The sequence below is a fragment of the Paenibacillus sp. FSL L8-0470 genome, assembly GCF_038008625.1.
Taxonomy (GTDB): Bacteria; Bacillota; Bacilli; order Paenibacillales; family Paenibacillaceae; genus Paenibacillus_AQ.
In genome coordinates, this window is record NZ_JBBOZM010000001.1 from 2,001,418 (window position 1) to 2,026,840 (window position 25,423).

At 52.8% G+C, this 25,423-nt stretch carries 26 protein-coding genes and 1 riboswitch; of the genes, 24 read left to right on the forward strand and 2 right to left on the reverse strand.

All coding sequences use genetic code 11. The features are described 5' to 3' along the window. Positions 1-176: 176 nt before the first annotated feature. On the forward strand, positions 177-1,727 hold the full coding sequence (locus NST99_RS09125; protein WP_341091195.1) for a flavocytochrome c: 1,551 nt from the start codon (positions 177-179) through the stop codon (positions 1,725-1,727). A 70-nt stretch (positions 1,728-1,797) separates the two neighbouring features. On the opposite strand, the gene NST99_RS09130 is transcribed toward NST99_RS09125, so the two are convergent. Beyond that, complete coding sequence (locus tag NST99_RS09130; RefSeq protein WP_341091196.1) at positions 1,798-3,036, reverse strand: NAD(P)/FAD-dependent oxidoreductase; 1,239 nt, start codon at positions 3,034-3,036, stop codon at positions 1,798-1,800. A gap of 182 nt (positions 3,037-3,218) precedes the next feature. Between NST99_RS09130 and NST99_RS09135 the strand changes: the two genes are divergently transcribed. From NST99_RS09135 to NST99_RS09195, 13 genes are all read left to right on the forward strand, one after another. Further along, a complete protein-coding gene (locus NST99_RS09135; protein WP_076111483.1) occupies positions 3,219-3,452 on the forward strand; it encodes a hypothetical protein in 234 nt (77 codons plus the stop codon). 60 nt (positions 3,453-3,512) lie between these two features. After that, entirely contained in the window at positions 3,513-3,899 is a 387-nt protein-coding gene (locus NST99_RS09140; RefSeq protein WP_341091197.1) for a spore coat protein, read from the forward strand. A 274-nt stretch (positions 3,900-4,173) separates the two neighbouring features. Then, positions 4,174-4,674: an Lrp/AsnC family transcriptional regulator gene (locus NST99_RS09145; RefSeq protein ID WP_038588292.1), complete on the forward strand. Its 501-nt coding sequence runs from the start codon at positions 4,174-4,176 to the stop codon at positions 4,672-4,674. Positions 4,675-4,687: 13 nt separating this feature from the next. Next, complete coding sequence (locus NST99_RS09150) at positions 4,688-5,908, forward strand: aminotransferase class I/II-fold pyridoxal phosphate-dependent enzyme (protein WP_341091198.1); 1,221 nt, start codon at positions 4,688-4,690, stop codon at positions 5,906-5,908. A gap of 31 nt (positions 5,909-5,939) precedes the next feature. Beyond that, a complete protein-coding gene (locus tag NST99_RS09155; protein WP_341091199.1) occupies positions 5,940-6,191 on the forward strand; it encodes an aspartyl-phosphate phosphatase Spo0E family protein in 252 nt (83 codons plus the stop codon). 135 nt (positions 6,192-6,326) lie between these two features. After that, a complete protein-coding gene (locus NST99_RS09160) occupies positions 6,327-6,953 on the forward strand; it encodes a TetR/AcrR family transcriptional regulator (protein ID WP_341091201.1) in 627 nt (208 codons plus the stop codon). 36 nt (positions 6,954-6,989) lie between these two features. Beyond that, positions 6,990-7,886, forward strand: a complete 897-nt coding sequence (locus tag NST99_RS09165) for an alpha/beta fold hydrolase (RefSeq protein WP_341091203.1) — start codon at positions 6,990-6,992, stop codon at positions 7,884-7,886. A 174-nt stretch (positions 7,887-8,060) separates the two neighbouring features. After that, on the forward strand, positions 8,061-8,624 hold the full coding sequence (locus tag NST99_RS09170; RefSeq protein ID WP_038588302.1) for a cob(I)yrinic acid a,c-diamide adenosyltransferase: 564 nt from the start codon (positions 8,061-8,063) through the stop codon (positions 8,622-8,624). A 1-nt stretch (position 8,625) separates the two neighbouring features. After that, positions 8,626-9,612 carry an RluA family pseudouridine synthase gene (locus NST99_RS09175; protein WP_341091205.1) on the forward strand — a complete coding sequence of 329 codons (987 nt, stop codon included), beginning with the start codon at positions 8,626-8,628 and terminating at the stop codon, positions 9,610-9,612. Positions 9,613-10,028: 416 nt separating this feature from the next. Next, positions 10,029-10,394 (forward strand): Spx/MgsR family RNA polymerase-binding regulatory protein, encoded by a 366-nt coding sequence (locus NST99_RS09180; RefSeq protein ID WP_341091207.1) that lies wholly within the window; start codon positions 10,029-10,031, stop codon positions 10,392-10,394. Positions 10,395-10,422: 28 nt separating this feature from the next. Further along, positions 10,423-11,349, forward strand: a complete 927-nt coding sequence (locus NST99_RS09185; RefSeq protein ID WP_341091209.1) for a 5'-3' exonuclease — start codon at positions 10,423-10,425, stop codon at positions 11,347-11,349. A gap of 204 nt (positions 11,350-11,553) precedes the next feature. Beyond that, complete coding sequence (locus tag NST99_RS09190; RefSeq protein ID WP_341091211.1) at positions 11,554-13,050, forward strand: alpha-N-arabinofuranosidase; 1,497 nt, start codon at positions 11,554-11,556, stop codon at positions 13,048-13,050. Between the two features lie 12 nt (positions 13,051-13,062). Then, positions 13,063-13,338, forward strand: a complete 276-nt coding sequence (locus NST99_RS09195) for a DUF6171 family protein (protein WP_341091212.1) — start codon at positions 13,063-13,065, stop codon at positions 13,336-13,338. 203 nt (positions 13,339-13,541) lie between these two features. Here the strand turns inward: NST99_RS09195 and NST99_RS09200 are convergent, their stop codons facing one another. Further along, the gene (locus tag NST99_RS09200; protein ID WP_341091214.1) at positions 13,542-14,519 is read right to left on the reverse strand and encodes an ArsR/SmtB family transcription factor; all 978 of its coding nucleotides are present in this window, start codon (positions 14,517-14,519) and stop codon (positions 13,542-13,544) included. Between the two features lie 163 nt (positions 14,520-14,682). Next, positions 14,683-14,871, forward strand: a riboswitch (cobalamin riboswitch). A gap of 261 nt (positions 14,872-15,132) precedes the next feature. Between NST99_RS09200 and NST99_RS09205 the strand changes: the two genes are divergently transcribed. From NST99_RS09205 to cbiE, 10 genes are all read left to right on the forward strand, one after another. Further along, positions 15,133-15,897: an energy-coupling factor ABC transporter permease gene (locus NST99_RS09205; protein ID WP_341091216.1), complete on the forward strand. Its 765-nt coding sequence runs from the start codon at positions 15,133-15,135 to the stop codon at positions 15,895-15,897. Then, positions 15,897-16,193, forward strand: a complete 297-nt coding sequence (locus NST99_RS09210; protein WP_038588318.1) for an energy-coupling factor ABC transporter substrate-binding protein — start codon at positions 15,897-15,899, stop codon at positions 16,191-16,193. Before NST99_RS09205 ends, NST99_RS09210 begins: the two co-directional genes overlap by 1 nt. Then, complete coding sequence (gene cbiQ, locus NST99_RS09215; RefSeq protein ID WP_341091217.1) at positions 16,177-16,968, forward strand: cobalt ECF transporter T component CbiQ; 792 nt, start codon at positions 16,177-16,179, stop codon at positions 16,966-16,968. Before NST99_RS09210 ends, cbiQ begins: the two co-directional genes overlap by 17 nt. 69 nt (positions 16,969-17,037) lie before the next feature. Continuing rightward, positions 17,038-17,880, forward strand: a complete 843-nt coding sequence (locus tag NST99_RS09220; protein ID WP_341091218.1) for an energy-coupling factor ABC transporter ATP-binding protein — start codon at positions 17,038-17,040, stop codon at positions 17,878-17,880. 126 nt (positions 17,881-18,006) lie between these two features. After that, complete coding sequence (gene cobJ, locus NST99_RS09225; RefSeq protein WP_341091219.1) at positions 18,007-19,575, forward strand: precorrin-3B C(17)-methyltransferase; 1,569 nt, start codon at positions 18,007-18,009, stop codon at positions 19,573-19,575. Next, positions 19,572-20,882, forward strand: coding sequence for a sirohydrochlorin chelatase (locus NST99_RS09230; RefSeq protein WP_341091221.1), 1,311 nt, complete (start codon positions 19,572-19,574; stop codon positions 20,880-20,882). The genes cobJ and NST99_RS09230 overlap by 4 nt, the downstream gene beginning before the upstream one ends. 5 nt (positions 20,883-20,887) lie before the next feature. Continuing rightward, positions 20,888-21,673 carry a precorrin-6A reductase gene (gene cobK, locus NST99_RS09235; RefSeq protein ID WP_341091222.1) on the forward strand — a complete coding sequence of 262 codons (786 nt, stop codon included), beginning with the start codon at positions 20,888-20,890 and terminating at the stop codon, positions 21,671-21,673. A gap of 44 nt (positions 21,674-21,717) precedes the next feature. Further along, entirely contained in the window at positions 21,718-22,392 is a 675-nt protein-coding gene (locus NST99_RS09240; protein ID WP_341091223.1) for a precorrin-8X methylmutase, read from the forward strand. Positions 22,393-22,878: 486 nt separating this feature from the next. Continuing rightward, on the forward strand, positions 22,879-23,979 hold the full coding sequence (locus tag NST99_RS09245; RefSeq protein ID WP_341091225.1) for a cobalt-precorrin-5B (C(1))-methyltransferase: 1,101 nt from the start codon (positions 22,879-22,881) through the stop codon (positions 23,977-23,979). Then, complete coding sequence (gene cbiE / locus NST99_RS09250) at positions 23,972-25,201, forward strand: precorrin-6y C5,15-methyltransferase (decarboxylating) subunit CbiE (RefSeq protein ID WP_341091226.1); 1,230 nt, start codon at positions 23,972-23,974, stop codon at positions 25,199-25,201. The genes NST99_RS09245 and cbiE overlap by 8 nt, the downstream gene beginning before the upstream one ends. The last annotated feature ends 222 nt before the right edge of the window (positions 25,202-25,423 follow it).

The following is a 25,423-nucleotide window of genomic DNA, read 5'->3' on the forward strand; positions in this document are numbered from 1 at the left end:
TTTTGCATGTGCGAAGGACTGCATATTCCATCTTCCGTAAGCGTTCCGCTGCCCCAGCAGCAAAATCCAGTTACTTTAGTTACTAAATGTTTTTTTTAATTACGTAAGCTTCCAAGAACAGCATCTTTGCCGCTATGATTATTGTGAAAATATGCACAAGGGGGCAAAGATTACACATGAAAAAGAAAACAGCAGCTGCTCTTCTTCTCATTCTCTCCGTCATGCTTGTTATCGCTGGATGCGGTAACGGAAACAGCAACAACAATACCAGCAGCAAAGCAAATGAGAACAAGAGCAAGAACAGCGCGACAAACGCGCCAAAAGAAACTGAAGCCGTTTCGGGGGCATCCGAAGCAAGCTATACACCGTTCGATCAATTAAAAGATAAATATGATATTATCATTGTCGGTGCAGGCGGGGCTGGAATGTCTGCTGCACTTGAGGCAAAAGAAAAGGGCATGAATCCGGTTATTTTGGAAAAAATGCCGGTTGCCGGCGGGAATACAACAAAGTCATCTTCCGGAATGAACGCTTCGCAAACGAAATTCCAAAAAGAGCAGGGCATTGAAGACAGCAATGATTTATTTTATGAAGAGACATTAAAAGGCGGTCATGATACCAACGATAAAGAAATGCTCCGTTTCTTCGTTGACAATTCAGCAAGCGCTATTGATTGGTTGGATTCCATCGGAATTCGCTTGAACAACATCACGATTACTGGCGGGATGAAGGAAAAACGTACACACCGTCCTGAAGATGGTTCAGCGGTTGGACAATACCTTGTCAAAGGTTTGGTGAAAAACGTACAAGAAAAAGGCATCCCGCTTTTTGTGAACGCGGATGTCAAGGAGATAACTGAAAAAGACGGCAAGGCAAACGGCGTTAAAGTCCTCTTTAACCAAAAGGATGAAAAAACAATTACAGCAGCTGCTGTAATTGTGACGACCGGCGGTTTCGGCGCAAATATGGATATGATTTCTAAAGTGAGACCTGACTTGGAAGGATATGTGACTACAAACCAGATCGGCAGCACCGGTGACGGCATCCAGATGATTGAGAAGCTCGGCGGCACTACAGTCGATATGGATCAAATTCAGGTTCACCCGACGGTGCAGCAGGAGAAATCCTATCTCATTGGGGAAGCTGTCCGCGGTGAAGGCGCTCTGCTTGTCTCAAGTGAAGGCAGACGGTTCACCAATGAACTGGACACCCGGGACAAAGTCACAGCTGCAATCAATACACTTCCTGAGAAATCAGCTTTCCTTGTATTTGATTCCGGCGTAAAGACCCGTGTTAAAGCGATTGAACAGTACGAAAAGATGGGCTTTGTGATCCAAGGAGATTCTATCGAGGCATTGGCCAAAGAAATGAATGTCCCGGCAGATCAGCTGCAAAAGACACTGGATACCTGGAACAGCTCAGTGAAGAATAAAAAGGATGCTGAATTTGGCAGAACTACAGGAATGGACAATGACTTGTCCGGTTCGCCATACTATGCAATTAAAATCGGCCCCGGGATTCATTACACGATGGGCGGCGTAAAAATTAACACGAACACAGAAGTGCTGAATAAAGACGGCAAACCTATTACAGGACTATTTGCGGCTGGGGAAGTTGTGGGCGGACTGCACGGACAAAACCGGATTGGCGGCAACTCTGTAGCGGAAATCATTATTTTCGGCCGTCAAGCAGGTATTAAATCTGCTGAATTTGTAAAAGCACAATAAGTAATCAATACCTCTTCTACTAGGCAAAACAAAAGCTTGGGCTCAACAGAGTCCAAGCTTTTTGCTGCTTTTATGCCTGTACGGCGGGAGAAGGAGACGGCTTCGTTGTCCGGGTCAGCGAGAACAGCTCAAGTTCCTGCCGGTAATTGCCGGCAAGGGTGTCGGCCATAAGCTCGGCAGCGATCATGCTGTAGACCGTGCCGTTTCCGCCATAGCCTTCAATGAAATAGCAATGCGGAAATTCTGGATGAGGGCCTATATAGGGCAGTCCGTCCCGGGTAGAGCCGAAGACGCCTCCCCATGAATATTCTGTTTCAATCCCCCGGATTTCCGGGAAAAGGGCTTCCAGCTCTTCAAGCAGCCGCTGGCCCTGGGAGAGCACGCGGATATCCCGGCGCTCCGGATCGGTCAACGGCTCATCTTTGCCTCCCGCAATAATGCGGTTATCCGGCGTAGTACGGAAATAGAGGTACGGGCGGGCAGTTTCCCAGATCAGGCTCCGCTCATACCACTTAGGCAAATGTTTAAGCGGTTTTGTCATAATGGCGTAGGTATTAATGAGCTTAGCGCCACGGTCTTTTTTCATCTCCTGGGTTTCGTAGCCCAAGGCAAAAATCACCTTCTTGGCGAAGATCCGTCCGTTCCCGGTAATGCAGGTTACACCCTCGGTGCTGTATTCATAATGCCTTGCCCGGGTATGCTCATAGACGCGGACTCCGTTGTCACGGGCCTTGTCAATCAGGCTGTGAACAGTACGGAAAGGATTAGTCTCCGCATCGCCCTTGGAATACAGCGCGGCTGGTTTGGAGAAGGCGTAATGTGAGCTGACCTTGTCCTGCTCCCAGAATTCCGAATCAAAGCCGTGCGATACCAGATTCTCATGCTCCAGCTCCAGAGCTGGTACATCCTCCGGTGTGCTTGCATACAGCAGGCTGCTGCGGGGAATAATGTGCGGATCAATGTTTAAATTGTCAGACAGCTCCAGAATTCTCTGTGTAGCCTGCTGGCATAGCTTATAGAACAGCACACCGTTTGCTTCCCCAAACGTATTCATGCACGCAGTCAGCGATTTGTCATTGGCTATCTGCAGCAGGCCGGTATTGGCATGGGAGCTTCCGCCTCCAATTGCTCTTTTATCAATGAGAACTATATCTGCTCCGCTTAAAGATAAGCGGTAGGAGGACATGGCTCCGCCCATGCCTCCGCCAACAATCAGGCAATCGCATGTAATATCCCCTTCAAGCGCAGGATATGATGGAGGATTTGGAAAAGAGCTGCCCCAAGGCAGCTGCCCGCTGTTTAGTTTCATTTGTTGATCTCTCCTTTATGAGATACCGATAGGGTAGTTTCGCCGGCTTTACCCGCTCTTATGCACGGGTTTAACCGGCATTCATCCGGGAGCACGCATAACATCCATGCACACATAATGTGCCTGGGTACGCGGCATAATAACGACTGCTTGAACCATTTAGAAGGAGGGAAATACACACTATGCAATCGAACCAAATGCAGGCGCTTAGCGGTAAAGAAGTGGAATACATCGCTGACTCCATCTCTAATGAGGATCTGTTGATCAAGCAGCTGGCTGCAACCGCCGGAACGACTCAGAACGCCACGGTGCACCAAATCTGCGTTCAACAAATCCAAAGCCATACTGGTCATATGAATACACTTGTACAGCTGTTGGAGCAGCATCAGCAATACGCACCGACACAGCCGCAATAAAGCGGCCGGGTGTTGGTATGGAAAGCAATTTCAACACTAAACTATTGAGGGGGTAATATTGTGTACGCACAAAACGGATCGGCATTTATGTCAGATGAGGATTTACTCAACACAGTGCTTGCAGATTTGAAACGGACGGTACGCGAATATACGACCGCTGCTACGGAGTCGAATTGTCCGACGGTACGCCGGGCGTTCAACGACCTGACCTTGGATACTTTACGCCTGCAGGGGGAACTGTACACTAAGATGTCCCAAATGAACATGTACACTACGCCAGGCAAGGCACTGCGCCAAGATATTGACAAGCAGATTCAGACCGCTCACCAGACCCAGCAGAAATGCCAGCAGTTCGTGCAGCAAAAAACAGGTGCAGCCGGAACAAACGTACATTATGGAAATGTTCCCCAGCACCAGCCGAACGTACAGAGCTCCTACTATATGTAACCTTCCTGCCGGGGGGTGAAGCAACGAAGGGCCAGACCTGTTCGTGCGTAAAAACCTCTGCAGCTAAAGCCGTCCGCTATCCGCCGGATTTCCTCCGGAGGGGTGGACGGTTTTTTCTGTTGGCGGCCTTTATTTCGAGTACTGCCCCGTCTTTCCCGCGGGTTATTTTGTTTGCAGAACTGTCATTTTCGTGTCATATTAGTATTAAACTCTTTTCGCAGGACGAAGCGTGATCTTTACGCAGTTGCCGGTGCGAACTATCCGGAGGGAAGGCATGAAGGAAATGAATGAATTGAAGCGGAAAGTGCTGGAACTGCTCAAGGAGGACGCCCGAAGCTCTACGGCGCTGATGGCGACGTTGCTCGGAGCGGAAGAAGATGATGTTAAGACGGTTATTGAGCAAATGGAGAAAGATCATGTCATTGTAAAATATGCTACTGTCGTGAATTGGGATAAAGTGGATGACGAACGGGTGACCGCACTGATCGAGGTGCAGATCACGCCTGAACGGGGCCGCGGATTTGAAGGCATTGCCGAACGGATCTATCTGTACCCGCAGGTCAAATCGGTCTATTTGATGTCCGGCGCCTACGATCTATTAGTGGAAGTGGAAGGACGCAACCTGCGCGAAGTCGCCAATTTTGTCTCCGAGAAGCTGTCTCCGATTGATTCGGTGCTCTCTACTAAAACCAACTTTACTCTCAAAAAATACAAACAGGACGGTATCATCTTTGAAGAGCATGAAGAGGACAAGCGTCTGATGATATCTCCGTAAAGGAAGTAATGATATGATCACCAATGAATCCAAACCAACCGGAGATACAGGTAAATCAATGAATTCATATTTGGCACCGCTGGTTCAGCAAATCCAGCCCTCAGGCATCCGCAAGTTTTTTGACATGGCGGCAGGCAGCAAGGATATCATTTCCCTCGGGGTCGGGGAGCCGGACTTCAAGACCCCATGGCATGTCCGCGAAGCCTGTGTCTATTCGCTTGAGAGAGGTTTTACCGGATATACCTCCAATGCAGGGATGCCGGAGCTGCGCGAAGGCATTGCCAATTATCTTCAATCTCGTTTCGCTGTTGAGTATAATCCCGCTAATCAGATTATCGCCACGGTAGGCGGAAGTGAAGCCATTGATTTGGCACTCCGCGCATTGATCGCACCGGGAGATGAAATTCTTATTCCTGAACCCTGCTATATTTCGTATTCGCCGATCACTGCAATTGGAGGCGGCATTCCGGTCGGGATCGAGACCTTTGGAGAAAATAACTTCAAACTTACGGCAGAGGCGCTTGAAGCCAAAATTACACCGCGCTCGAAAATATTGATCCTCTGTTACCCGAGCAATCCGACGGGGGCGATCATGAGCCGGGAAGACTGGGAACCGATTGCCAAAGTCGTCGAGAAACATGATCTCATTGTGATTTCAGATGAAATTTATGCCGAATTGACCTATGGAAGCAATCATGTGAGCTTCCCATCACTGCCGGGGATGATCGACCGGACCATTCTGGTCAGCGGCTTCTCCAAAGCGTTTGCGATGACCGGATGGCGGATGGGTTATGCCTGCGGCCACCCCGATTTGATCTCGGCCATGCTGAAGATTCATCAGTATACCGTAATGTGCGCCCCTTCCATGGGGCAGGTAGCTGCGCTGGAGGCTTTGACCAACGGTATGGAAGAGAAAGACCGGATGACGGATTCCTACAACCAGCGGCGGCGCCTGATCGTCAAAGGCCTGCGCGATGCGGGATTGGACTGCCATGAGCCGCAAGGCGCGTTCTACGCTTTTCCAAGCATACGCCGCACCGGACTGACCTCGGATCAATTTGCCCAACGTCTCTTGCTGGAGTACAAGGTAGCTGCTGTTCCTGGCAGTGTATTCGGCTTAGGCGGTGAAGGTTATCTGCGTTGTTCCTATGCCACATCGGTATCCCAGCTGAACGAGGCGATAGAGCGGATAGGTGAATTCGTCTTACAGCTGGAACGTGAACGGACTGAATAAGGCAGTGAGATGAAGTTTAGGAGGGATGATTGTGCTCTGTGCCGATTGTTACTTGCCTTCCTATAGCGGGGAATGTTATCCGGGAAACGGAAAACGGTCCTGCAAGGCGGATGCTTCAACTCGCAAACTCTCTCTGGAAGATGAAATTCAGGCACTTCGCAGCAGAATGGAGCAGCTATTTATGCAGGAAAAATCGTTCACCTCGGATATTGTGATTGAAATCAGCAGTTTGCTGGACCTGAAGATTAATGAATATATGAGAGGACGTATGCGCAGGGATTGACTGCACATACATCCATTTGGAGATGGGGGGCCTTAGGGCCCTCTTTTTGTGTGCCGAAAATAGATGTATCCTATTACTAGTAAATTCCTTATAATGGGTTATGAATGAACGATCATTCATTTCATGGAGGTGTCTATGAGCATTCAAAGCAAAATGCTGGAGCAGAGATTTATCGACGGCTTTGAGCAACTCGCTCCAGATCAGGCAACGCGCCAAATTATAACTCACGCGCTCGAGGTTTTTTCGAGGAAAGGATTTGCCGGGACCAAAATCAAGGATATTGCGGCCAGTGCAGGATTCAGCCAGGGGTATGTATATATGTATTTCAAATCGAAGGAGGAGATCTTCACCAAGATTGTCGAACTGGCGTCGGAAGGGGCAGGACGATCCGTGCTATATGCAGCGGAGCTGGAAGGGACGGCTATGGAGAGAATCAGTTGGCTGACCGAGGCGTTTCTGTCCCCGGGCAGTCTTGCGATGCAGCATTGGCGGCTGATTCTTTTGCAGACAGCAACCTCCGAAGCTATCCCGGAAGAAGCGAAGCGGATCTCGAGGGACAAGATAAGAGAGCCTTTTGAGCATCTGATTCCGCTTATTATGGAAGGCCAGCAGGACCTGGAGATTGTGGAAGGCGATCCGCTGGAGCTGGCGATTGCTTATTTTTCATTCATCCAGGGGCTGGGAATCGCAAGAGCTCAGGCCACGGAGCAGACGTCTTTTCCTACTACAGAGCTGGTGCTGCGCTTTTTGAAGAGAAGCTAACAGAAGCGGACATTGAACCTAAGGGAGAGAACAGGCATGGTCAAGGTATTTAAACGTGAAGCAGGCAAGGAGAGGGTGCTGCATTCCTATAATGAGCTGCTGGGCCGCTGGGCGACGGAATTCCGCGAGCTGGATATTGAAACGGAATACGGATCAACGCATTGTATAACGGCAGGAAATGAAGGCAATCCGCCCTTACTGCTGCTTCACGGGGTGGGTGATAATTCTGCAGTGATGTGGATGCTCAATATGCAGGAATTATCCCGGCATTTCTATTGCATCGCGGTAGATACGATAGGCGGACCCGGCAAAAGTATTCCTAACGCCAATTTCAGCAAGCGGATGTTCTCACAGGTGGATTGGATTACTGCCGTAGCGGATGGGCTGGGGATCGGGGAATTCCATCTGGCGGGTGTATCGAATGGTGCCTACATGGCTTTTAATTATGCGACCTGCCTGCCTGAAAGAGTATTCGGGGTGGTGTGCATGGAAGGCGGGATGATTACTGCTCCGATGAAGGCGATGATCCAGACGCTGATGATGATGTTCCCGGAAATTCTTGTTCCGACCCGCAATAACCTGCTTAAGGTCACCCGAAAGCTAAGCTCGCCAAACTCCGGACTTTTTGACAAGCATCCTGAAGTGGCCGAGCATCTGGTGCTGTTAATGAAGAACCATAATCAGCAGGCCATGTTTGTTCATCAGCTTCAGCCTTATGATAAAGAGAAGGCGGTTGCGATCAGAGACAAGCTTTACTTTCTGGTGGGGGATTACAAGCTGGGCCACAAGAAGGATTTCCTGGAGATTTTGAAGGATGGGGATTTCCGCTATAAAGTGATCGAGGATGCAGGGCATGGGGTTAATCATGAGCAGCCGGAGATCATCAACAGGGAGGTTATCAGCTTCCTGCAGGAACAGAAGGCGCAGGTGTGATTGAAGAGGTTATACAAAAACGCGAAAACCGTAATTTGACTGAACTTGCCATGGATTGCCCGGACTCAGGCAGTTATTAACATGGCAGAAATACTGATCTTCATTTGCCAACCTTACATCCTACCGATTAAACTATGAATATGTGATGTTGAGAGTGAAGGGGGCAGAAAAGAGATGGCGATTTATACGCGTACGGGGGATAAGGGAGAAACATCGGTCATCGGCGGACGGGTAGGCAAGGATGATGTCCGCGTCGAGGCTTACGGAACGATTGATGAGCTGAACTGCTTTGTGGGTCAGGCCCGCAGTCTGATGGAGGACGAGAGGTTCGCCGATGTCCGGGAACAACTGCTGGAGATCCAGCATGAGCTGTTCGATTGCGGTTCGGATCTGGCTTTTGTGAAAATCAGCGAGAGCAAATATAAGGTCAAGAGCGAGATGGCGGTTCGCCTGGAGGGCTGGATCGACGAATTGCAGGCGGAGAATCCGGTGCTGGAGCGCTTCATTCTGCCAGGCGGCAGCCAGCTGTCCTCAGTGCTGCATGTCTGCCGCACCGTCTGCCGCCGTGCAGAGCGGCGGGCGGTTACGCTGGGCCGCAGCGCAGATATTAATCCGGAAGCTGTGATTTATTTGAACCGTCTTTCGGACTATTTCTTTGCGTTGGCCCGCACAGCGAATACACGGCTGGAGATTGCTGATGTAGAGTATGTGCGCAGCAAAAAGGTGTTCCGCAAATAATATGACAAGCTATTATTCACCGATCTCCTATATTGTGCCGCCGTCCGAGGACGGCTGGCTGCTGAAGACCATCCTGCAGAAGCGGATGGATGTGTCCCGCAAGCTGCTCTCCCGCCTGAAGATGACAGAGCAGGGGATTATGCTGAACGGCGAGCGAGTCTATATCAGCGTCCGGGTCAGCGCCGGAGACACCGTGGACATCCGGATGGAGCAGGAAACGTCGGAGGATATTTTGCCGCAGGATATTCCGTTTGATATCCTGTATGAGGACGGGCATCTGCTGGTCGTGAACAAGGCAGCCGGAATCATTGTCCATCCGACCCATGGCCATTATACGGACACACTGGCAAATGGAGTCGTCCATTATTGGGCGCAAAAGGGAGAACAGTACCGTTTCCGCCCGGTTCACCGGCTGGACCAGGAGACGTCGGGCGTACTGGTAATCGCGAAAAATCCTTATAGTCACCAGCATATTTCCGAGCAGATGATTGCCGGAACCGTGGACAAACGATATGCGGCCTTTGTTCACGGAATTCCTGCGGTGCTGCGCGGTGATATCGACGGTCCCATTGACCGTGACCCGGCAGAACCGCACCGGCGCATCGTGACGCCGGACGGCTATCCTTCCCTGACCCGGTATGAGGTCAAGGCAGCCTACCCGGGCCGTGCGGCGAGGGTGGAGCTGAAGCTGGAAAGCGGCCGCACCCATCAGATCCGGGTGCATATGAGCTCCATCGGCTGCCCGCTGATCGGTGACGGCATGTACCGCCACCTGCTGTATGGCAAGGAGGAGCTGACTTCGGAGGAAGCGGCATGGCTTGCGGGCATTGCGGAGCTGGATGCCTCAATTCCGCGGCAGGCGCTGCATGCGGTGCGGTTGTCGTTCAAGCACCCGGTCGGGCTTGCGGAGCTGGTCTTCGAAGCGCCGCTGCCGCCGGATATGGCGCTGCTTGAGCAGAAGCTGGAAAAGGAGACGGCTGGGGAGTAGCGGTACTGCACCTGCACTGCACCTGCACAAGCATATGCCGCCGCAACACCTGGACCTCGTGATTAATGGGAAAAGGTCCCTGTAATTATCGCTTTTGGAAGTAGCGGAGTGAATAGCGGGATTTACTACCTGTAATTTTATCGATAGTGTGTTATAGCGTGATTTCTACAATTATAGAGGGAGTAATTCCCGCTATCCTTTTATAATTGATGGTTCGGCTGGAACTAGCGGGCATATTTCCCTCTAGTAACGCCCGTATTACTGATCTAATGCACTGTAAAACGAAAAGATAGGCCGGAATTACAATTCTATCTGTGAATGATACATGACAGCCCCACGGGTCATCTCCTTAGCTGCAGTTGGGCTGCAATTGAATTCACTATAAATTTTAAAAGGGAACTGCCAAAGGAGCTGCTATGAGTCAACTGAAAGTATATCAATATCCAAAATGCGGAACCTGCCGCAGCGCTGTCAAATGGCTGAAGGAGCAGGGGCATGAGCTGGAGCTTCAGCATATCGCCGAGCAGCCGCCCACTGTGGCAGAGCTGCGTTTGTTGGTCGCGAACAGCGGGCTTCCGTTGAAGAAGTTTTTTAATACGAGCGGTGAGGTGTACAAAGCACTGGGCTTGAAGGACAAGCTGTCCAGCCTTAGTGAAGAAGAGCAGCTTGAACTGCTGTCCAGCAACGGGATGCTGATCAAACGCCCGGTAGTCACTGACGGCAAGAAAGTCACTGTAGGCTATAAAGAAGAGCAATACGGCGAAGCCTGGAGCAACGCCTAATAAGATGGAATATAAGGAGAGGTTACACATGAGTTCAGTAACAACGGGCCGGGTAATGATCGTCGATGGAATGGCTCTGCTGTTCCGGGCCTTTTATGCGACCTCTTATGGAGGATATATCCGCAAGACGAAGGCCGGACTGCCGACCAATGCGGTGTACGGATTTTTGCAGTATTTTTTCGATGCGGTCAGCACATTTGAGCCTTCCCATGTGGTCTGCTGCTGGGATATGGGCAAAGGGACTTTCCGCACCGAGAAGTATGACGGCTACAAATCGAACCGGATAGATGCGCCGCTGGAGCTGATTCCACAGTTTGATCTGGTCAAGGAAGTCGTGGCTGAACTAGGCGTACCGAATATTGGACTGGTGGGCTATGAAGCGGATGATTGCATCGGCACGCTTGCTTCATGCTACAGCGGGGAATCCGAGGTGTACATTCTCACCGGCGATCATGATATGCTGCAACTGGTCAACGATACCGTCAAAGTCGTCATTATGAAAAAAGGCCGCTCGAACTATAAAGTTTACGATCCGGCGGAATTGCTGGAGGAAAAGGGCCTCACCCCTGCCCAGGTAATCGATCTGAAGGGCTTCATGGGCGATACCAGCGATAACTACCCCGGTGTAAAAGGCATTGGCGAGAAAACGGCGCTGAAGCTGCTGACCGAATACGGTACGGTGGAAGGGGTAATCGAAAATCTTCACTTGCTTCCCAAAGGCGTGCGTGCCAAAATTGAGGCCGATCTTGATATGCTTCACCTGTCCCGTGAGCTGGCAGAAATCCGCTGTGATGTTCCGGTAGTCTGCACGCTGGCTGAATGCCTGTGGGCGCTGCAGCGCGAGACGGCAGCCCGCAAGTTCCAAGAGCTGGAATTCGGCAGCCTGATGCATCTGATCGGCAGTGTGCAGGATGAGCGGGGTATTGTGCAGATCGAGCTTGGCGATCTGGGCTGACCTTCGCCAGCCGCTGATACAGGTTGAATATTTTTTTGCAAAAGCACTCTTGAATCTATATAGGTTCCAGAGTGCTTTTTTTGCGAATGGGGTGGAGCATGCCATATATAAAGATTGACGAAGAGGTTTAGCAGTGTTTATAATATTAATATAATCATTAAGTAATTAATATATATATTAATTATTGAGAGGTGGATTATTAAAATGGCTCAGCGTGCAGTATTAAATGCGGATATCCGCAAGGGAACAATCAACCGGAATATTTATGGACATTTCTCCGAGCATTTGGGACGTTGTATTTATGAAGGTATCTGGGTAGGCGAGGATTCGCCGATCCCGAACACGAACGGCATCCGTAACGATGTTGTGGAAGCGCTTAAAGAAATCAAGATTCCGGTACTCCGCTGGCCGGGCGGCTGCTTCGCCGATGAATATCACTGGAAAGACGGCATCGGTCCGCGCGAAGGCCGCAAACGGATGATCAACACGCATTGGGGCGGCACGGTGGAGAACAACCATTTTGGCACCCATGAATTTATGGAGTTATGCGCCATGCTGGATTGTGAGCCTTATATCAACGGCAACGTCGGCAGTGGCACGGTCCAGGAAATGTCGGAGTGGGTGGAGTATTTGACGTTCAACGGGGTTTCGCCAATGGCGGAGCTGCGTCAGGAGAACGGCCGGCAGGAGCCGTGGGCAGTAAAATATTTTGGCGTGGGCAATGAGAACTGGGGCTGCGGCGGAAATATGCGTCCTGAATATTATGCCGATCTGTACCGCCGGTATCAGACCTATGTGCGCAATTATGGAGACAATAAGATCCATCGCATTGCCTGCGGTCCGAACGTCGATGATTATCACTGGATGGAGGTACTGATGCGTGAAGCCACCCGCTATATGGATTCCATCACACTTCATTATTACACCATTCCGGGTCCTGCCTGGGAACAGAAGGGGGCAGCTACCGGATTTGAAACCGGCGAATGGTTCTCTACGCTGGAGAAGGCACTACGCATGGATGAGCTGGTAACCCGTCATAGCGTGATTATGGACAAATATGATCCGGAGAAACGTGTGGGCCTCATTGTCGATGAATGGGGAACCTGGTATGATGTTGAGCCTGGAACCAATCCCGGCTTCCTCTATCAGCAGAACACCATCCGTGATGCGCTGGTTGCCGGTGTGACCCTCGACATTTTCCATAAGCACAGCGGCCGCGTTCGTATGGCGAATATTGCCCAGACGATCAACGTGCTGCAGGCTGTAATTCTTACGGAAGGCGAGAAAATGCTGCTGACTCCTACGTACCACGTATTCAACATGTACAAGGTGCATCAGGATGCGGAGCTGCTTGATCTTTCGCTGGAGAGTGGCACCTATAGCTTTGAAGGCCGCGAGATTCCGGAAGTCTCGGCCTCAGCTTCCATTACGGCGGAGGGTGTAATTCATGTCAGCCTGTGCAACCTGAATCATGCTGCAGCAGCATCGCTTCCGCTGGAGCTGCGCGGGCTTGCCGGGGAAGAGGTTGAAATTACAGGAACGACGCTGGCCGGAACAGCAATTGATGCCCACAATACATTTAGCCAGCCGGAGGCAGTGACGCCACAGCCGTTTACCGGCTTTAAGCTGGAAGGCGACAAGCTAAACGTTGAGCTGCCTCCGATGTCGGTGACCGTGCTGGAAATTACCCCGAAGGCTTAAGGAGCATACGATATGAGTACTTTATCGACCTGCAAGGGCTGCCGGGAAGAGTACAAGGTGACGGATGCCCAGATTGCCCGGATTCTGGCTTCATCAATGTTCACCCCGGACAACACTGCTCCAGATGAAGTATACAGGCAGCGGGTTGCCCTTTGCTCAGCCTGCCCGAAGCTCCAGGATGGCGTAACATGCACGGCCTGCGGTTGTATCATTCCGGTCGTGGCCAAGTTGAAGGAGCGTGGCTGTCCGTTGCCGGGCGGCGGTTTGTGGAGTCCGGTCACGGAGTAGCGTTCCGCCAAGCCGTTAGAGAACCTTTGTCACAGAGGAAGCGTCCATTGGCTGTGATACCGGAAAGAAGCCCATGGATTCCCAGGCATACTGAAATTTTAAACGCCCTCATCACTCGTGGATGCAATACCGCGAGGGATGGGGGCGTTTATGTGAGAAGAGAAGAATATATGTGCGGACTTTACAGTGAAGGCTTCGCTTGATTAGGAAACTGTTCCATTCCCATTGTCAGTCCTTGCTGCTGTATCCGTTTTATCCGCGTCAGCACTATTGAATCCATCGGTATAGAACAGCTCTACGACCAAATCCTCGTTGTAATTGCCGAAGCCTTTGCCGAATAAGGTGAGCCCGCCGATATGTTCGGCATCCTCTTCCACCGAGAGCCTGAAGGTCCACTGCTTGTTGCGGATTGCTACCTGTTCCAGCGTAATGTCGGAGAGTTTTAAGCCGTCCATATAGGTTCCTTTTGGAGTAATGCGCAGCTGCTTGAGCAGGCCGTATTGATTGGTGTACGCGGGCCACCAGGCAGGGGTATATTTCCCCGGGCTGTCTCCGTAATCGCCTGGGCTAGTCCAATACCCTAGCTTCTGGCCATTCAGCGTGAATGCAATATCCGAAGGCCAGTTATTATTGGTTGACGGTGCTTCGGAGGCTATCTCCATCGTAATGATGAGCTCCTCCGGCTGTTGGCTGGATAACAGGAAGTTGGGTATTTTGTATTCGACATACCCTTTGCCAAACCAGAGAATTCCGGCATTCATCCGCTCCATATCCCAGAAATAACGCGGATCGTCGAAGCTGCCGATGATATGCTCGGTAGTGGCCAGCCCGCAGGTGGGCTCTATCTCAAAGTCGGAATAATGTCCGACCGGTATTTCTTTCCTGTGACCCTTGCGCTCTGCTTTGGCCTGGAGTGGGAAGATAATCTCCACCCCTTCAGCGGCAAGAGAACAAATCTTCTGCAGTCCGCTTCGTCCGGGGGCCATATGGGTGCGGATCAGTCCGGCCGTTTCCAGCTTGCGCACATGCATTGTCATAATGGCACTGCTCAGCTTGACCGCTCCCGCCAATTCCTTTACGTTCATGGGCTGAACAGCGAGCAGCTGCAGCATTCGCAGACGTACAGCGCTTGAGAGCGCCTCGTACACCGGCAGGGAATCTTCGGTAAGATCAAGTTTCATTTTCTGGGTACGCCTCCGGATTCAAGTTATATAGTTAATGATTATATTACTTAAATGAATTTCTTACAACCCGTAGGGTCCACCGGATGGTGTGCTGGAGAACTTTGCCGCTCCACTTTTATCACAGACACCCCCCGGCGAAGTCCACTATAATGTACAGGATAAATTAGCGATAAGACAAGGTGCCCTTGTAACTACAAGGGGTAACAGGGAATCGGGTGCAAATCCCGAGCGGTCCCGCCACTGTAAGGAAGAGCTGAACTTCAGCATGTCACTCGGCAAACAGCCGGGGAAGACGAAGGAAGGCGTTATGATCCCGAGCCAGGAGACCTACCTTGTTTGCGCGCACCACGACTCTACGCGGATAGGAGCGGTGTACGAATTGGTTAAAGAGATGAAGGCATGCATTTTTGGAGACGGTGGATGTTGAAGATTTGGTGCAGAGCAAGTGCCAGCTTCAGCTACCCCAAATTACAATTCTGCGAATTCTTCGCTGTTGCAGCGGGACCACCATCTCTTACATATCTGATGACGTACATAGCACTCCCACCCCCCGGGGCGGGAGTTTTTGATTTGATGCGGCACAAAATGACGAATCCATGGAGGGAAAAGCATGAACAAACGCAAGTTTTGGAGTTTTGCTGCACTCATTGCCGGATTTACCGTTTATTTTTTGCTGAATGAGCCGGGCACGGCCAACGCGATGCATATTATGGAGGGTTTTCTGCCGGTAGGCTGGGCCGTATTCTGGTGGGGGGCATTTCTGCCGTTTTTTGCCCTTGGAGTCCTTAAGCTGAAGAAAATGACCAAGGACAACCCGGAGCTGAAGCTGCTGCTTGGGCTGGCGGGTGCATTTACCTTTGTATTGTCAGCACTCAAAATGCCTTCCGTAACCGGAAGCAGCTCCCATCCTACAGGAACGGGACTTGGTACTGTAATGCTGGGGCCGCTGCCGATGAGCGTAATCGGGTCTGTTGTGCTGCTGTTTCAGGCGCTGCTGCTGGCACACGGGGGGATAACGACACTTGGAGCGAATGCATTTTCGATGGCGGTGGCCGGTCCTTTTGCCGGGTATGCGGTCTATAAGCTGCTGATGAAGGTGAATGGACGTGAAAAGCTGGCTGTCTTTATGGCGGCGGCAGTGGCCGATCTCATGACGTATGTGGTGACCTCGGTTCAGCTTGCAGTGGCTTTTCCGGCAGCAGACGGAGGTGTGCTGGCTTCTCTGATTAAGTTCGGCGGTATTTTTGCCGTGACGCAGATTCCGCTCGCCATCAGCGAGGGGCTGCTGACCGTGCTGCTCTGGAACTGGCTGAAATCCTACAGTCCGAATGAGCTGTCGCTGCTGAAACGGCAAACCAAGGGAGGAAGTCTGTGATGAGCAATAAGTGGAAAAATGGGTTGATGCTACTGGCGGTGATTTTGCTGGTGGTGCTGCCTCTGCTGCTGGTGAACGGGGAATTCGGCGGGGCTGACGATGCCGCAGAGGGTGTAATTACAGAGATTGATCCCGGTTATGAGCCCTGGTTCAAACCGCTGACGGAGCTGCCCGGCGAAACGGAAAGCATGCTGTTCGCGCTGCAGGCGGCGATCGGGGCCGGAGTGATTGGCTATTCCATCGGCCTGCTGAAAGGCAGACAGGACCGGCGCAAGCTTAATGATCAGAAGAATTGATGCGTTATCCTATAGCAATGCGCTGAGGCAGCTGCCCGCGATGTGGAAAAGCCTGTTCGCAGCGTTCATGTTCATCCTTTCCTATGCGCTTCATCCGGCCTTGCAGCTTGTGGTTGCCGGCTGGATGAGTGTGTGGTGCGTCCTGTACGCCAAAATCCCGCTGCGTGCCTACGGCCTGCTGTTTGGTACGGCACTTTTGTTCTTTTGTCTGAGCCTGCCGGCCCTGTTGCTTGAAATTGGCCTTCCAACTGCCGGTGAGACGGTAATGTCCTTGCAGCTCCCGGCTTCGACTCTTTCGCTATACATTACGGCGGAGGGGCTGCACCGGGCAGGGTTGCTGCTGGCGCGTGTGTTGGCCTGCCTGACCTGCTGCTTTTTTATCATATTTACAACACCGTTCGGAGAATTGCTGCAGGTACTCCGCAGGCTGCGCATGCCGCAGATCGTACTGGAGCTCATGCTGATTATGTACCGTTTTCTGTTCCTGCTGAGCGATACAGCACATGGAATGATGCTGGCGCGGCGGCTGCGCGGCGGCAGAAGAGGACGGGTGGCCAAACTGCGGGAAGTTGCGGGAATGGCGGGCTCGCTGTTTGCCAATACGATGCACCGCTACTATGGGCTGTCGCAGGGGCTAATAACCCGGGGGTACATGGGTGAGATTATTTTGCCGCCTTACGTGTCACGCCCGGTGCCGCGCAGATTCGCGGTTCAGGCCTGCGTTGGTATTTCCCTGTTGCTGCTCGCTCAGTTATGGATCTTGCGGAGCAGGTGATTACCTGATGCAGGAATCAGCCAACGGCAGGAGTAGAAGTGGAGACTGAACAAGAGTAAGGAGATTGCAATGAATAACGAATATAGCCTGGTCTTTGAGGGGGTCGCCTACAGTTATCCGGACACGGCGGAACCTGCGCTGCGGGAGCTGACTGTCTCCATCCCCAAAGGACGAAAAACAGCAGTGCTCGGCCACAACGGCTCCGGCAAATCAACCTTGTTTCTGCATGCGGTTGGCGTACTGCGTCCGCAGAAAGGCAGGGTGCTGCAGGGCGGCACCCCATTGGCCTATTCCAAAAAAGAGCTGGCCGCCCTGCGCCGCCGCGTGGGCCTCGTCTTTCAGGACCCCGAGCAACAGCTGATTCTTAGTACGCCTATCGAGGATATCTCTTTCGGGCTGCGGGGGACAGGCATGGATGAGGCCGCTATTCAGAAGCGCTGCCTGGAAGTGCTGGAGCAGCTGAATCTGCTGGCTCTGCAAGATAAGCCGGTTCATCAGCTCAGTCTGGGCCAAAAAAAGCGCACGGCGCTCGCAGGGGTTATGGCGATGGAGCCGGAGCTGATTTTGCTGGATGAGCCGACCTCCTATCTGGACCCGCTCTCCGAGAGACAGCTGCTTGCGGGACTTGAAAGCATTTCTGCCAAGGGCACCACGGTGGTCATGGCGACGCATGATATGAATCTGGCCTACCGCTGGGCGGACTGGATCATTGTGCTGGATAAAGGAATCTGCCGGGCAGCCGGATCGCCGGAGGATATTCTTGCAGACGGGGAAGACCTGCGGGCGCTCGGTCTTGACCTGCCGCTGCTCGCTGATTTATGGCATAGCCTGCCCGGCCGTTTGACTGCCGGGCAGGCTGCTCCCCGGAATGCAGAAGAGTTCAAAGCCATTTTGAAGCGGGAAATTAAATAGAATGATTACGACTATGACAGATGTGAATGTACCTGATTTGGCAGAAGCATCTGCTAGATATAGAGTCTTGTAGCAAGCAGCAGGGGAAGCATGAAATCAGGTTATTTTGTGGACGGGGGAAAAAGGATGGAAAAACAAGGAAAGCTGCTGATTATCGGCATTGGCCCCGGTGCCCTGGAGCATATTACAGGCCGCGCACTGGCTGCGCTTGAGGAAAGTGAAGCTGTTATCGGCTATAACACCTATGTAGAGCTGATCAAGCCGCTGCTGAAGCATCAGGAAATTGTCGGCACCGGTATGACGGAAGAGGTTAGCCGCGCCCAGGAAGCGGTGCGCAGGGCGGAAGCGGGACAGAGCATTGCGGTCATTTCCAGTGGGGATGCAGGTGTGTACGGGATGGCAGGACTGGTGTACGAGGTGCTGATCGAACGGGGCTGGAAGCGTGCGGGCGGTGTGGAAGTGGAGGTGATTCCCGGAATATCAGCGATCCAGTCCTGCTCCTCACTGCTGGGAGCGCCGATTATGCATGATGCCTGCACGATCAGCCTGAGCGATCATCTAACGCCGTGGGAGAGCATCGCGGCGCGTGTCGATGCGGCGGGTGCGGCGGATTTTGTAATTGCCTTCTATAATCCGCGTAGCGGCAAACGGAAGCGGCAGATTGAGGAAGCCCGCAGCATTTTGCTTCGCTACCGCGATCCGTCCACGCCGGTTGGCATTGTCAAAAGTGCCTACCGTGACCGCCAGCAGACGGTTGTAACTACGCTGCAGGATATGCTGGAGCATGAGATCGGCATGCTCTCCACAGTTGTGGTCGGCAACTCCGCGACTACCGTCTATGAAGGTCTGATGGTGACGCCGCGCGGCTATGAGCGCAAGTACAGTCTTGGCGCCGAGACGCAGGCGCTGAAGCCGCATGAGCGGCTGCGGACAGCTGCAGAGCCGTGGTCGCTGGCTGCGGCAGCGGTTGCCGCAGAGGCCGCAGCAGAGGCCGCAGCAGAGGTGAATAACGCTGCTGGCCCTATGGGCAGCGCAGCTGCTTCTGCAGCGGCCCGGACGGAGCTGCCTAAGGCTTTTGCTTCCGCCGTTTCGCCGGCGGCGCAATTCGAAGCCTCCGAACTGGAGGTTTCGCCGGCACTTGGCAGCCGCAGATATAGCGGCGCACAGATGGCGCTGCTTGCGGAGCTTGCAGGTGATGAAGGTCAGCTGGTGTGTACGCGGGACGGACATTTTCTGCTGCGCAGCAGTGGGGCTGAGCAGGAGGATAAGGCTTACCGGCTGGCAAAGGCCGGGCTGAATGTGAGCCTGCCGGGGGATTTTGTGCGAGTGAAAACGTGCGGCTTCTGTGAATTGAGAAAGGAAGACGGACTTAATGCAGCTATCCGCCTTCATAAGCTGCTCCACGGACGGCCGGTGCCGCGGGAGCTTCAGATCGGTGTAGCCGGTTGCGGCATGGCCTGCAGCTCAGCTGTGCTGGAGGATATCGGTATAGTGTACTCCAAGGGCAGCTTCGAGCTGTACCTTGGCGGGAAGAGGTCGGGACGAGGCGCACATGCAGGCAGCCTGGTCCGTGAAGGAATGAATGAAGATGAGCTCATAGCCGCAGTTACAGCGATTGCCCTGCGATACGGTTCGCAGGGCAAAATCAATGAACGGTTTTATACATTTTTTCAGCAGGGGGGGCACAACGAATGAAAACAGTATTGCTCGTAGGACACGGCAGCCGGGTAACGGAGGGCAACGATGAGCTGCGGAAATTCACAAGTGAGCTTGCCGCCCGCAAGCCGGAGCTGACCTTTGTAACCTGCTTTATAGAACTGGCTTCGCCTTCGATTGCTGAGGGCATAGCGCTTTGTGTAAAGGGAGGCGCTTCGACAGTTTACGTGGTGCCGATTATTTTGTTCGCGGCTGGCCATTCCAAGCTGGACATTCCGCTGGCCATGGACCAGGCGAAGCTAAAGTATCCGGGCGTGGAATTTGTGTACGGACGTCCGGTCGGCGTGCAGGAGCGGGCGGTGGATATTTTGCTGGACCGGATCGCAGAAGCAACTGCGTGGAGACAGCCGGACCAGCCGGAAGACAAGATGCTGACATCGGGGGGGAATGCGAATGACGCGGGTCCGTGGGTAGCATCTTCTGTCTCCGTAGCTGGCAATACAGGCATTGCTGCAGTTGAGATGAACACCTCGAAAGTGGAGGACAAAGACACCATTATTCTTGTTATGGGCCGTGGAGGCAGCGATCCTGATGCCAACAGTGATTTCTATAAGCTGACCCGCCTGCTGTGGGAAAGGACTGCTTATAAAAGCGTAGAGGGCTGCTTTATCGCCATTGCCAAACCCTCGCTGCCCGAGGGGCTGGAACGTTGTCTGGCATTGGGTGCGCGTAAAATTGTGGTGCTGCCGTACCTGCTTTTCACCGGAGTGCTGATGAAGCAGTTTTCTGATATCATCTCGCAGTTCGCTGCCGGGCATCCGGAGGTCGAGGTGGAGCAAGGCAGTTATCTTGGGTCTCACCCGCTGCTGTCCGACATGCTTGCGGAGCGAATTGAAGAGACATTGGAAGGCCAATCCTTCGCCAACTGCGATAACTGTAAATACCGTGTTGAGGCGGCCGCACACCACCATCACCACCACCACCATGGTGAGGAAGGTGATGAAGAGGAACACGGGCATCACCATCATCATGCGGAAGATCACGGCCATGACCACAGATATGATCATCATCATGGGGAAGACCACGGACATGATCACAGACATGATCATCTTCATGGAGAAGATCATAATCACGAGCATGAGTATCACCATCATGGTGAGGAAGATCATAATCACGAGCACGGGCAATGTGGGCATAATTATACGGCTCATGGGCATCAGTGCTGCAGCGGGCAGCATGCACAGGAGCATCACTCCGAGATGGGTACGGAAGGCAAGATACAGCCGCGTCAGCGGGACCTTTCAGTACAGACAGTATCTTCGGCCAAAGGACCGAAGGAATTCTGAACGCTATGATATTTATGTTGTGCGGAACGAGTGATGCCCGGGAATTAGCACTGACTTTTTCATCTCACGGATTACCGCTGGTGGCTTCTGTTGTAACGCCAAGTGCAGCGGAGCGGCTTGAAGCAGCCGCAATACGGACTGCGGTTGGCAGGTTGGACAGCCCGGGAATGATCTCCTTTTTGCAGGAGGGGAATTACAGTGTTGTAGTAGACGCAAGCCATCCCTTTGCACTTGAGGCGCATGCCAATGCAATGGCTGCTGCGGAAGAGCTGGGGCTGCCCTATTTTCGCTACGAGCGGCGAAGCCTTCATTATGACAGTCATCCCCGGTTGATCTGTGTAGATTCTTATGAAGCTGCGGCCCGCAAAGCAAAACAATTAAAAGGCTCGGTCATGCTGACCACCGGTGGGAAGACACTGGAGATTTTTGCGGAGCAGCTGCTCGGCGATCCGGAGGTACGCCTGACGGTCAGGCTGCTTCCCTGCCTGGAGAACATCGATAAATGCCTTGCGCTTGGGATAGAACAGCGGAATATTATTGGGATGCAGGGACCTTTTTCAAGGGGAATGAACGAAGCGATGTACCGGCAATACGGCACGCAGGTCATGATCACTAAGGAGAGCGGCGCAGAGGGATCTCTTGATGAGAAGCTGCATGCTGCACTGGATATGGGGCTATATGTCATTTTGATAACGCGTCCAGACACGCCTTATTGCGATTTTGGCAGTGTCTATCATGCAATGGATGAGATAGCAGGTGCGGTAAAAGCAGTACTGGCGGTGCATGAATGAAACGATGTAGAAACATCTATTGAATTATGAAAAGGGGAATGGGCGTGGACTTTGGGACGGATTTCAAACCGCTGACGGTGCAGCCGCAGGAAATTGAAAGCTTGAGCTTTCAAATGATCACGAAGGAACTGGGAGTACATTATTTTAACGCTATGCAGTATCCGGTGGTGCAGCGGATCATCCACGCATCTGCCGATTTCGAGCTGGGGCGGAGTCTGATGTTTCATCCCCGGGCGATTGAAGCGGGTATAGCTGCCATCCTGCAGGGCAAGCCGATCATTGCCGATGTGCGGATGGTAGAGGCCGGTATCGCCAAGGAAAGGATACATAAATACGGCGGAGATGTCAGGGTGCATATTTCCGACCCGGATGTCATCGAAGAAGCCAAAATGCTGGGGACGACCCGGGCAATTGTCGCGACGCGCAAAGCTTGCAACGAAGCCCCCGGCGGGATATATGTTATCGGCAATGCGCCCACGGCGCTGCTGGAGTTGATTCGTCTGGTAAAAGAAGGAGCGGCCCAGCCCGGACTCGTTATCGGCATGCCCGTAGGCTTCGTATCCGCCGCGGAATCCAAAGATGAGCTGCGCAAGCTGGACATTCCCTACATTACGAATATAGGCCGCAAAGGCGGCAGTACGGTCGTTGTTGCAGCGGTGAATGCCTTAAGCCTGCTGGCTGTCCGGCAGGATACTGAACAACAGGAATCTGGCCGGTAGCAGTAAAGGGTAGGTTTTTATACGAATAAAGAATAAATAAACATAGAAGTCGTTAACTAAGAAGAAAGAAGCCAAGTCAAGCCAGCCAAGCCAAGCCAAGCCAAGCCAAGCCAAGCCAAGTCAAGACAAGAAGAAGCGAATTAATGAGAGCCAAACAGAGAGTAGAACATGCACAGACCACAAGTGAAAAGTAACGCCAAGTAAGCACTAAGAAGCACTAAGAAGTACTAAGAAATACTAAGAAGTACTAAGAAGTACTAAGAAGCACTAAGAAGCACTAAGAAGCGCTAAGAAGCGCTAAGAAGCACTAAGAAGCACTAAGAAGCACTAAGAAGCACTAAGAAGCACTAAGAGCACTAAGAGCACTAAGAGTGCTAAGAGTGCTAAGAAGCTAAGAAGCAGCAATAAGCACAGAAGCACAGAAGCACTAAGTTAAAATCTAGTGAACCAAGCAAGCCCATAACATACAGCAAAGAAGGGATCGGCATGACTGAGGAGACCTCTTCGAAACCTATGCGCCGGGGTTATACCACCGGCGCCTGTGCTGCCGCCGCAGCCAAAGGCGCGGCACTCCTCCTGATCACCGGTGATGCGCCGGAGAGTGTGGAGCTTTACTTGCCGGCGGGATTCCGGCATACCTTCGAACTGACCGGATGGCAGCGTCAGGATGATTCCATGGCAACCTGTGCCACGGTGAAGGATGCCGGGGATGACCCGGATGCCACTCACCGGGCCTGGATCGAGGCCACTGTTAGTTGGCTCGAACATCCCGGTGTGGAGATTGACGGCGGGCGTGGCGTCGGCAGAGTAACGAAGCCGGGGCTGCCGGTAGCGGTAGGAGAAGCCGCGATCAATCCGGTGCCCCGTCGTATGATTCTGGAAGCTGTATCCGAGGTGCTGGAAGAGCATAGCGCCGCCCGGGGACTGCGGGTGGTAATCAATGTGCCCGAAGGCGAAGCCATTGCGCTCAAGACACTCAATCCGCGCCTAGGCATCGTAGGCGGTATTTCGATACTCGGCACAAGGGGAGTGGTTACACCGTTCTCCACTGAAGCCTATAAGGCGAGTGTGGTTCAGGCGATATCGGTTGCAGCTGCTACAGGGAACAGGGGGCTGATCCTCACTACCGGCGGCAGCAGTGAAAAATATGCCATGGCAATGTTCCCTGAGCTTCCGGAGGAAGCTTTTATTCAGATGGGCGAATACGTGGGGTTCTCTCTCAGCCATGCCAAAGCTTATGGATTCAGCAAGGTGACGCTTGTCGGCATGGCAGGCAAATATTCCAAAGTAGCACAGGGAGCCATGCTGATTCACTCGAAAAATGCGCCGGTTGATTTCGGTTTCCTGTCCCAAGTAGCGTCCGAAGCCGGGGCTGACGAAGAACTGGTGCAGGAGATTGCTGCCGCCAATACGGCTTCGCAGGTTGTGGACATGATGACGGCAGCCGGGAATTACGCTTTTTTTGAACAATTATGCCTTCATGCCTGCAGACATTGCCTGATTCACATGAATGGGGAGATGACGGTAGAAATGGTGCTGATCACGATGAAAGGCCGAGTGCTGGGAAGGGCGGAAATCTGTGGCTAATGTAATTTATATCATCGGTATCGGCGAGGATGGCGCAGGCGGGCTGACGCCGGGTAGCTTGAGAAAAGTCCAGGAGAGTGAGGTACTGCTCGGCGGGGAGAGGCAACTGTCGTTTTTCAGCCGGTACGATGGGGAAAAGATCACGCTGCAGGGCGGGCTAAAGCCTTTTGCCGACAAGCTGGAGGGATTGTGGAAAGCGGGAAAACGTATTGCTGTGCTGGCTTCGGGGGATCCGCTGTTTTTTGGGATTGGCGGCTACCTTGCCAAGAGGTTCGGGCCGGAGCAGGTCGAAGTGATTCCGCATTACAGCAGTGTGCAGCTTGCTTTTTCCCGGCTGGGTGACAGCTGGCAGGATGCAGAGCTTATCAGTCTGCACGGCAGGACGATTAACGGGCTGGCCCAGCGGATTGACGGCAGGCAGAAGATTGCTCTTTTGACGGATGAAGTCAATACTCCTGCGCGGATTGCAGCTTACCTGCGGGAGTTTGGCATGATGGAGTATGAGGCTTATGTCTGCGAGCGGTTGGGCGGCCCGGAAGAGGTCTGCCGGTTCTGGGAACTGGAGGCGCTGGAGCTGGCGGAATTTGCGGCACTAAATGTGGTAATTCTGCGGCGGAAGCCGGGAAGTACGGTGGAGGTGCGGCGCGGATTCGCATATCCCGATGAGGTGTTCCAGCAGCGGAAGCCGGAAAAGGGCCTGATTACCAAACGGGAGGTCCGCGCTTTTGTCCTGTCGGAGCTGAATCTGTCCGAGGATGCGATTGTCTGGGATATCGGCTCCGGCTCCGGTGCAGTAGCGGTGGAATGTGCGCGGATTGCCCGTCTTGGCAGGGTCTATGCCCTGGAAAAAGGGGCAGACAATCTGCCCAACATTGAAGCCAACCGGCGGAAGTTTCGTGCAGATTTTGCAATTATCCATGACAAAGCCCCGCAGGGGCTGGATAAGCTTCCAGACCCGGACGCCGTGTTCATCGGCGGCAGCGGCGGTGAGCTGGCAGCTATAATTGCACATAGTGCAGCCCGGCTGCGGCCCGGAGGGCGGATCGTTGTGGGAGCCATCACGATTGAGACGCTGCATAACAGCATGGAGGCGCTGGCACTCGCCGGATTTGCTCCGGAAGTAACGATGCTGCAGGCCTCACGGGGCAAACCGATTCTTGGCATGACCCGGTTTGAAGGGATGAACCCCGTCTATGTGGTCAGCGGCCATAAGACGGTTTAACTGTTGAACGCTGCAGGGCAGCGGGAGATAGGTATGAGGGGTACAGCGGCTTCGGTGCGAAAAAGATAAAGTTGTGAATGCGGCTACGATGCGAAGAAGATAGCGATACGAAGACGATTAGACGGCTACGATGCGAAGAAGACATCAATACGAGGACGACTAGATAGCCACGGTGCGAAGAAGGTAACATCACGAAGACAGCTACGTGCAGAGGCGGACCCC